The 7,181-nt window shown below is 70.7% G+C and carries 9 protein-coding genes; 4 read left to right on the top strand and 5 right to left on the bottom strand.

Going from position 1 to position 7,181, the window contains the following annotated elements; genetic code table 11:
• Positions 1 to 163 precede the first annotated feature (163 nt).
• Complete coding sequence (locus AC1D1T_RS28260; protein ID WP_477845288.1) at positions 164 to 715, top strand: GNAT family N-acetyltransferase; 552 nt, start codon at positions 164 to 166, stop codon at positions 713 to 715.
• Entirely contained in the window at positions 715 to 1,992 is a 1,278-nt protein-coding gene (gene moeA, locus AC1D1T_RS28255; RefSeq protein WP_477992934.1) for a molybdopterin molybdotransferase MoeA, read from the top strand. The genes AC1D1T_RS28260 and moeA overlap by 1 nt, the downstream gene beginning before the upstream one ends.
• 32 nt (positions 1,993 to 2,024) lie before the next feature.
• Here moeA and rnhA read toward each other — a convergent pair whose 3' ends face one another.
• Complete coding sequence (gene rnhA, locus AC1D1T_RS28250) at positions 2,025 to 2,507, bottom strand: ribonuclease HI (RefSeq protein ID WP_052213085.1); 483 nt, start codon at positions 2,505 to 2,507, stop codon at positions 2,025 to 2,027.
• Positions 2,504 to 3,346, bottom strand: a complete 843-nt coding sequence (locus AC1D1T_RS28245) for a class I SAM-dependent methyltransferase (RefSeq protein ID WP_477992933.1) — start codon at positions 3,344 to 3,346, stop codon at positions 2,504 to 2,506. The genes rnhA and AC1D1T_RS28245 overlap by 4 nt, the downstream gene beginning before the upstream one ends.
• A 25-nt stretch (positions 3,347 to 3,371) precedes the next feature.
• On the opposite strand from AC1D1T_RS28245, the gene gloB reads away from it, so the two are divergent.
• Positions 3,372 to 4,142 (top strand): hydroxyacylglutathione hydrolase, encoded by a 771-nt coding sequence (gloB, locus tag AC1D1T_RS28240; protein WP_477828101.1) that lies wholly within the window; start codon positions 3,372 to 3,374, stop codon positions 4,140 to 4,142.
• A 20-nt stretch (positions 4,143 to 4,162) separates the two neighbouring features.
• Positions 4,163 to 5,716 carry a transglycosylase SLT domain-containing protein gene (locus AC1D1T_RS28235; RefSeq protein WP_477992932.1) on the top strand — a complete coding sequence of 518 codons (1,554 nt, stop codon included), beginning with the start codon at positions 4,163 to 4,165 and terminating at the stop codon, positions 5,714 to 5,716.
• A 9-nt stretch (positions 5,717 to 5,725) separates the two neighbouring features.
• On the opposite strand, the gene recR is transcribed toward AC1D1T_RS28235, so the two are convergent.
• From recR to AC1D1T_RS28220, 3 genes are all read right to left on the bottom strand, one after another.
• Positions 5,726 to 6,313, bottom strand: a complete 588-nt coding sequence (gene recR / locus AC1D1T_RS28230; RefSeq protein WP_477992931.1) for a recombination mediator RecR — start codon at positions 6,311 to 6,313, stop codon at positions 5,726 to 5,728.
• 4 nt (positions 6,314 to 6,317) lie between these two features.
• Entirely contained in the window at positions 6,318 to 6,644 is a 327-nt protein-coding gene (locus AC1D1T_RS28225; protein ID WP_047511954.1) for a YbaB/EbfC family nucleoid-associated protein, read from the bottom strand.
• A gap of 19 nt (positions 6,645 to 6,663) precedes the next feature.
• Positions 6,664 to 7,181: DNA polymerase III subunit gamma/tau C-terminal domain-containing protein (locus tag AC1D1T_RS28220; protein WP_477992930.1), on the bottom strand; the 518-nt coding region annotated here is incomplete at its 5' end.

The following is a 7,181-nucleotide window of genomic DNA, read 5'->3' as shown; positions in this document are numbered from 1 at the left end:
GCGCGAGGGCCGCAGCGATGCCGAGATCGCCGCGGCGATCGGCGGCGTCTGGAACCGGCGCGCCGACCGCTACTCCGAACTGCGCAGCGAGGCCGGCGCCGACCCGTCATCCGCGCCGGCCGGGCGCCGCGTCGAGATGCACTACATCGGTGGATGAGCCTCGATGATCTCGAGCGACTCCGCGCGCCGCGCGGCCCCTGAGCTGCTGGTGATCCGCACGCTTGACGTCGTCGACCTGCCGGCCTACAAGGCGCTGCGCGACGCGATGCTGCAGGCCTTCCCCGATGCCTTCACCTCCGACGCGCACACCGAATCGCGCAAGCCGGCCGAGGTCTACCTGCCGCGGCTCGGGCTGGGGCAGCCGGGCGGCGGGCAGTTCACGCTCGGTGCCTGGGACGACGGCGAACTGCTGGGCGCCCTCACCTGCGAACGCGAGAACCGCGCCAAGGTGCGGCACATCGGCCACATCGTCGGGATGATGGTGCAGGCGCAGGCGGCGGGCCGCGGCGTCGGGCGCGCGCTGCTGGCCGCCGGCATCGAGCAGGCGCGCGCGGCCGACGGCATCGAGCTGCTGACGCTGTCGGTCACGTCGACCAACCGGCGCGCGGTGCGGCTGTACGAGGGCGCCGGCTTCGTGCGCTACGGCACGCTGAAGCACGCGATCAAGCTCGACGGCATCTACCATGACAAGGACCTGATGTCGCTCGCGCTGTGATGAGCTCCTTGAACGACCTGGCCCTCGGCCTGCACGGCTACGACGCCGACGACCTGCCGGTGGACGTGGCGCGCGCCTTCATCGCGCGCATGCTGCCGCGTGTGCAGGCGGTGGAGCACCTGTCGCTGCGCGCGAGCCTCGGCCGCGTGCTGGCACAGGACATCCCGTCGACGATCGACGTGCCGCCGCGGGACAACGCCGCGATGGACGGCTATGCGTTGCGCGGCAGCGAGCTGCGCACCGGCGAGGCCACCGTGCTGACGGTGGCCGCCACCGAGCTCGCGGGCCAGGTGGTCGGCCACGCGATCGGCGCGGGCCAGTGCGTGCGCATCATGACCGGCGCGGTGATGCCGCCCGGTCTCGACACCGTCGTGCCGCAGGAGTTCGTGCGGGTCGACGGCGATCGGATCACCGTGCCGGCTGGTGCCGTCAAAACAGGCGCGAACCGGCGGCTGGCCGGCGAAGACCTGGCGCGCGGCAGCATCGCGCTGCACGCCGGCCGCGCGTTGCGGCCGGCCGATCTCGGCCTCGTCGCCTCGCTCGGCCGCGGCGAGCTGCCGGTGTGGCGCCGCCCGCGCGTCGCCTTCTTCTCCACCGGCAACGAGCTGCGTTCGATCGGCGAAACGCTCGACGAGGGCTGCGTCTACGACAGCAACCGCTACACGCTGTGGGGCATGCTGCAGCGGCTCGGCGTCGAGGTGCTCGACCTGGGCATCGTGCGCGATGAACCCGCCGCGCTCGAGGCCACGCTGCGCCATGCGGTGGAGAACGCCGACGTGGTGATCACCTCGGGCGGCGTCAGCGTCGGCGAGGCCGATCACACGCGCGCGGTGATGGCGCGGCTCGGCGAGGTGCTGTTCTGGCGCATCGCGATGCGGCCGGGGCGGCCGATGGCGGTGGGCCGCATCGCGAGCCAGGGCCGCGAGGCGGTGCTGTTCGGGCTGCCGGGCAACCCGGTCGCGGTGATGGTGGGCTTCTACACCTTCGTGCGCGATGCGCTGCTCGCGATGTCGGGCGCCGCGGTCGAGCCGCTGCCGATGCTGCAGGCGCGCTGCACGACGGCGATCCGCAAGCGGCCGGGGCGCACCGAGTACCAGCGCGGCATCGTCTCGCGCGGCGTGGACGGAACGTGGCAGGTGGCGATCACCGGGTCGCAGGGCTCGGGGGTGCTGCGCAGCATGAGCGAGGCGAACGGGCTCGTGGTGCTGCCGCATGGGCAGGGGGATGTCGCGGCGGGCAGCCTGGTGGAGATACTGCCGTTCGACGGGCTGGTTTGAACGCGTCCCGGATTGGCATCCGGGCTACAGGTTCACCTCACGCTCTCGACGCCCTTGTTGGCCAACTGGTCGGCGCGCTCGTTGCCCGGATCGCCTGCGTGGCCCTTCACCCAGCGCCAGTCGACGTGGTGCAGGTTGCGCAGCCCGTCGAGGCGCTGCCACAGGTCGGCATTCTTCACCGGCTTCTTGTCGGCCGTCTTCCAGCCGCGCGTCTTCCAGCCGTGGATCCACTCGGTGATGCCCTTGCGCACGTACTCGCTGTCGGTGTAGATGATCACGTCGCAGGTGCGCTTCAGCGACGCGAGCGCCTCGATCACCCCGGTGAGCTCCATGCGGTTGTTGGTGGTCTGGCGCTCGCCGCCGAACATCTCCTTCTCGTGCTCGCCGGTGCGCAGCCACGCGCCCCAGCCGCCAGGGCCGGGGTTGCCCTTGCAGGCGCCGTCGGTGTAGATCAAGACCTGCGGGCGCTTGATCTGCGGTTGATCGGACGGGGCGGCGGACGATGCTTCAGTCATGGAGTCTCGGAAGATGAATGGGCGCGCTGGTGGGTGCGGTGGCTCGCGACGGTGGCCGCACGCTGGCCGGCAGTGCGCTGCTGGCGGATCAGGCCCACCAGCCGCATGCCGCGCACGCGCTTCACCGCCACCAGCAGGTAGACGCTGCCGAGCACCGGCCACCAGCGTTCGCCGATGCGTTCGGTCCAGGCATAGCGTGCGAGCCACGCATCGGTCTTGAGGGGAGGACGATAACAGCCGAAGCGCCCGCCCTGCACCTCGAAGCTCAGCAGCCGCAGCCAGTCGCGCAGCCGCCAGTAGCCGAGGAACTCGCCGTCGTTCGGCAGGAAAAGCGGCTTCTGGCGCGAAAAGCCGATGTAGCGCAGCAGCCGGCCGCAGCGCTGGCGCAGGCCCCACAGGCTGGTCGGGTTGAAGCCGAGGATCACGACGCGCCCTTCTGGCCGCAGCACGCGCTCGACCTCGCCGAGTGCCAGGTGCGGGTCGCGCGCGAGCTCCAGCGTGTGCRGCAGCACGACCAGGTCGAGGCTCTGCGAATCGAACGGCAGCGCATCGAAATCGCAGCGCAGCACGACGGCCACGCGCTCGGCCGGAGTGCCGTTGGTAACACCGGCGGCGGCATCCGTGGGAACTTCGGCCGCGGGATCGCGCTCCACCAGCTTCCCTTGCGCGTCGAGCGCCACCCAACGGTGCGGCATCCGGTTGGCCCTCAACCCCTCGAGTTCGGTCATGCCGAGCTGCAAAGCGTGAAATCCGAACACATCGGCCACGCTTCGATCGAGTTGGGCCTGTTCCCAGGCCAGCAGGTAGCGCCCCGGGGGGGTCTCCAGCCACTGGGCCAAACCTATAATCCCGCCGACTTGTGTCATGAAACTGCTTGCCCTGCCAGCCTTCGCCGATAACTACATCTGGATGCTTCACGATGGCCGGCAGGCTCTCGTCGTCGATCCGGGTGAATCGGCACCGGTGGAGCAAGCGCTGGACGCTCATGGCCTGAGGCTGTCGGCGATTCTAGTGACCCATCACCATGGCGACCACGTCGGCGGCGTCGATGCGCTGCGACCGCGCCTCGAAGGCCCCGTCTACGGGCCCGCGCGCGAGAAGATCCCCACCCCGTTCACGCCCTTGCACGATGGCGATGCCGCCGAGTGGCTCGGCCTGCGCTTCGAGGTGATCGACGTGCCGGGCCACACCGCCGGCCACATCGCGTACTTCTGCGCTGCGAGCGATGGCGATGCGCCGATCCTGTTCTGCGGCGACACCCTCTTCTCCGGCGGCTGCGGGCGGCTCTTCGAGGGCACGCCGGCGCAGATGCACCGCTCGCTGTCGCGCCTGGCCGCGCTGCCCGGCGACACGCGGGTGTGCTGCGCGCACGAGTACACGCTGTCGAACCTGAAGTTCGCACGCGCCGTCGAGCCGCACAACCGCGACCTGCTCGACTACACGGCGCTGTGCGAATCGCTGCGCGCCGACGACCGCGCGACGCTGCCGAGCTCGATCGCGCAGGAGCGGCGCATCAATCCCTTCATGCGCTGTGCGCAACCCGAGGTGGCTGCTGCCGCCGCCACCCACGGCGCCCGGCCCGACGACGAAGTCGACGTGCTGGCCGCGCTGCGCCACTGGAAAAACAACTTCTGATGACCGACTTGATCCCTCTCTTGCGTCTGACCCTGCGACGAGGCTGCGGCCTGGGCCTGTTCGCCGCGCTGACGCTGCTGGCGGCCTGCGCGACCACCACGCCGACCCCAGAGGGCGGCGTCGTGGGCGCATCTCCTGCAGCCTCTGCACCGGAGGTGTCGGCCGCGGCCAGCGCACCCGCCGGGGCGGCCTCGGCCGCCGACAACACCACCGTCGCCGAGGGCCCGGCCGTCGCGCCGCCGATCGACCCGCTGCGCCCCGAAGAGAAGGTCGACCTGAACGCGCCCACCGCGAGCATCGACCTGTGGTCGCGCCTGCGCCACGGCTACGCGATGCCCGACCTCGACACCGAGCAGGTGCGCACCGCCGAGCGCTGGTATGCGTCGCGGCCCGACTACGTGCAGCGCATGACCGAGCGCGGCAGCCGCTACCTGTTCCACATCGTCGAGGAGGTCGAGCGCCGCGGCATGCCGACCGAGCTGGCGCTGCTGCCCTTCGTCGAGAGCGCGTTCAACCCGCAGGCGGTGTCGTCGGCCAAGGCCTCGGGCATGTGGCAGTTCATGCCGGCCACCGGCARCACCTTCTCGCTGAAGCAGAACGTGTTCCGCGACGACCGCCGCTCGGTGCTCGGCTCGACGCGCGCCGCGCTCGACTACCTGGCCCGGCTGCACGACATGTTCGGCGACTGGCACCTGGCGCTCGCCGCCTACAACTGGGGCGAGGGCAACGTGCAGCGCGCCATCGCGCGCAACCGCCGCGCCGGCAAGCCGACCGACTACCTCAGCCTGAAGATGCCGAACGAGACGGCGTTCTACGTGCCGAAGCTGCAGGCGGTGAAGAACATCGTGCTGCACCCCGAGGAGTACCTGCTGACGCTGCCGTCGCTGGACAACCACCCGTACTTCCTCAGCGTGCCGATCGAGCGCGACATCGACGTCGCGCTGGCGGTGCGGTTGGCCGGCGTGTCGCTGGAAGAGTTCCAGACGCTGAACCCGCAGATGAACCGGCCGGTGATCTTGGCGGCCGGCACGCCGCAGCTGCTGCTGCCGTACGACAACGCGAGCCAGTTCGTGCGCAGCATCGGCGAGCACCGCGGGCCGCTGGCCACCTGGACGGCCTGGGTCGCGCCGCGCACGCTGCGCCCGGCCGATGCAGCCAAGCAGGTGGGGATGACCGAGGCGCAGTTGCGCGAGGTCAACAACATCCCGCCGCGCATGCTGGTGCGGGCCGGCTCGACGCTGCTGGTGCCGCGCGGCGAGAGCCGCCAGACCGACGTGTCGGGGCACCTGGCGGACAACGGCGTGATGTCGCTCGTGTCCGAATCGCCGGCGCTGCGCCGCATGGCGCTGAAGGCCGGCAAGCGCGAGAGCGTGGCGACGGTCGCGCAGCGCTACCGCGTGAGCGCGGCGCAGGTGGCGCTGTGGAACAAGACGACGGTCGGCGCGAACTTCAAGCCGGGGCAGACGGTGTATGTGTTCGTCGCGAGCAAGGCGACAGCGCGCAAGCCGGCGGTGCGCACCGCATCGAAGGCGCATCGGCCGGCGAAGCGGCCGACGCGGGTCGCGAAGCGCTGAGCGGGTGGGCTAGCGCCGCTCGCTCAACGCGTGCGCGATGGTCCCCAGGTCGACGTATTCGAGCTCGCTGCCGATCGGCACGCCGCGCGCCAGCCGCGTGACGCGCAGGCCACGTGATTTCAGCGTCTCGCCGATCACGTGCGCGGTGGCCTCGCCTTCGGCGGTAAAGTTGGTCGCGACGATCACCTCTTCGACCGTGCCATCGGTGGCGCGCTCGATCAGCTGCGCGAGGCCGATGTCGCGCGCGCCGACGCCGTCGAGCGGGCTCAGCCGCCCCATCAGCACGAAGTACAGCCCCTTGTAGCTGCCGGTGCGCTCGAGCGCCGCCTGGTCGGCCGGCGTCTCGACGACGCACAGCAGGCGCGCGTCACGCCGCTCATCGGCGCAGGTGCTGCAGATGGCGCCCTCGGTGAAGGTGTGGCAGCGGTCGCAGTGGCGTACGTCGGCCACCGCCTTCTGCAGCGATGCGGCGATGCGCGCGGCACCGTCGCGGTCGTGCTGCAGCAGGTGGAAGGCCATGCGCTGCGCGGATTTCTGCCCGACGCCGGGCAGGCGGCGCAGCGCCTCGATCAATCCGTCGAGTGCAGGTTCGGCCACTGGATCAGAACGGGAACTTCATGCCCGGCGGCAGCGGCATGCCGGCCGTCAGCTTGCCCATCTTCTCCTGCGAGACCTCTTCGGCGCGGCGGATGCCGTCGTTGAAGGCGGCAGCCACCAGGTCTTCGAGCATGTCCTTGTCGTCGGCAAGCAGGCTCGGATCGATCACGATGCGCTTCACGTCGTGCTTGCAGGTCATCGTGACCTTCACGAGGCCGGCGCCGGACTGGCCTTCGACCTCGATGTGGGCGAGTTCTTCCTGCGCCTTCTTCAGGTTGTCCTGCATCGCCTGGGCCTGCTTCATCAGGCCGGCGAGTTGGTTCTTCATCATGGTGAGGGGTCCTCGGGTTTCAGTGGGGTTTGACCGAGCCGGGCACGATGCGTGCGGTCTTGAACTGCTGCATCAGCGCTTGCACCAGCGGGTCGTTGTGGATGATCTGTTCGGCTTCGGCCTGGCGGCGCGCGCGCTCGGCGGCGGCTCGCAGGGCCGGTGAATCTGCCGGCACGCCGGGTTCGACCTCGAGCCGCACCGGGCGGCCCAGCTGCGTGACGAGTGCCGCCTGCAGCTTGGTGCGCTGCACCTCGGCGCGCAGCGTCTCGCGCTCGACGCGCAGGCGCCAGACGACCTCGGCGCCCTGCTCGTCGAGTGCGACGCACTGGCCTTGCAGGGCCAACTCGCGCACCAGCGCGCCGATGGCGTTGGCCTGCACCATCTGCACGACCAGCTCGTTCCAGCGGTCGCCGAGCGGCGTGCGCTCGAAGGCCGGCACGGCGGGTGCGGCCATCGGCACCGGGACGGGCGCGGACGGCGCTGCTGCGGCGCGTGCGGGCGGCTCGTCGTCGAGGTCGGGCATCGACGAGGCTGATG

The sequence above is a fragment of the Rhizobacter sp. P2_H3 genome (genome assembly GCF_056403355.1).
Note: the sequence above shows the minus strand (reverse complement) of the source record. Positions and strands in the feature narration are given on the sequence as shown.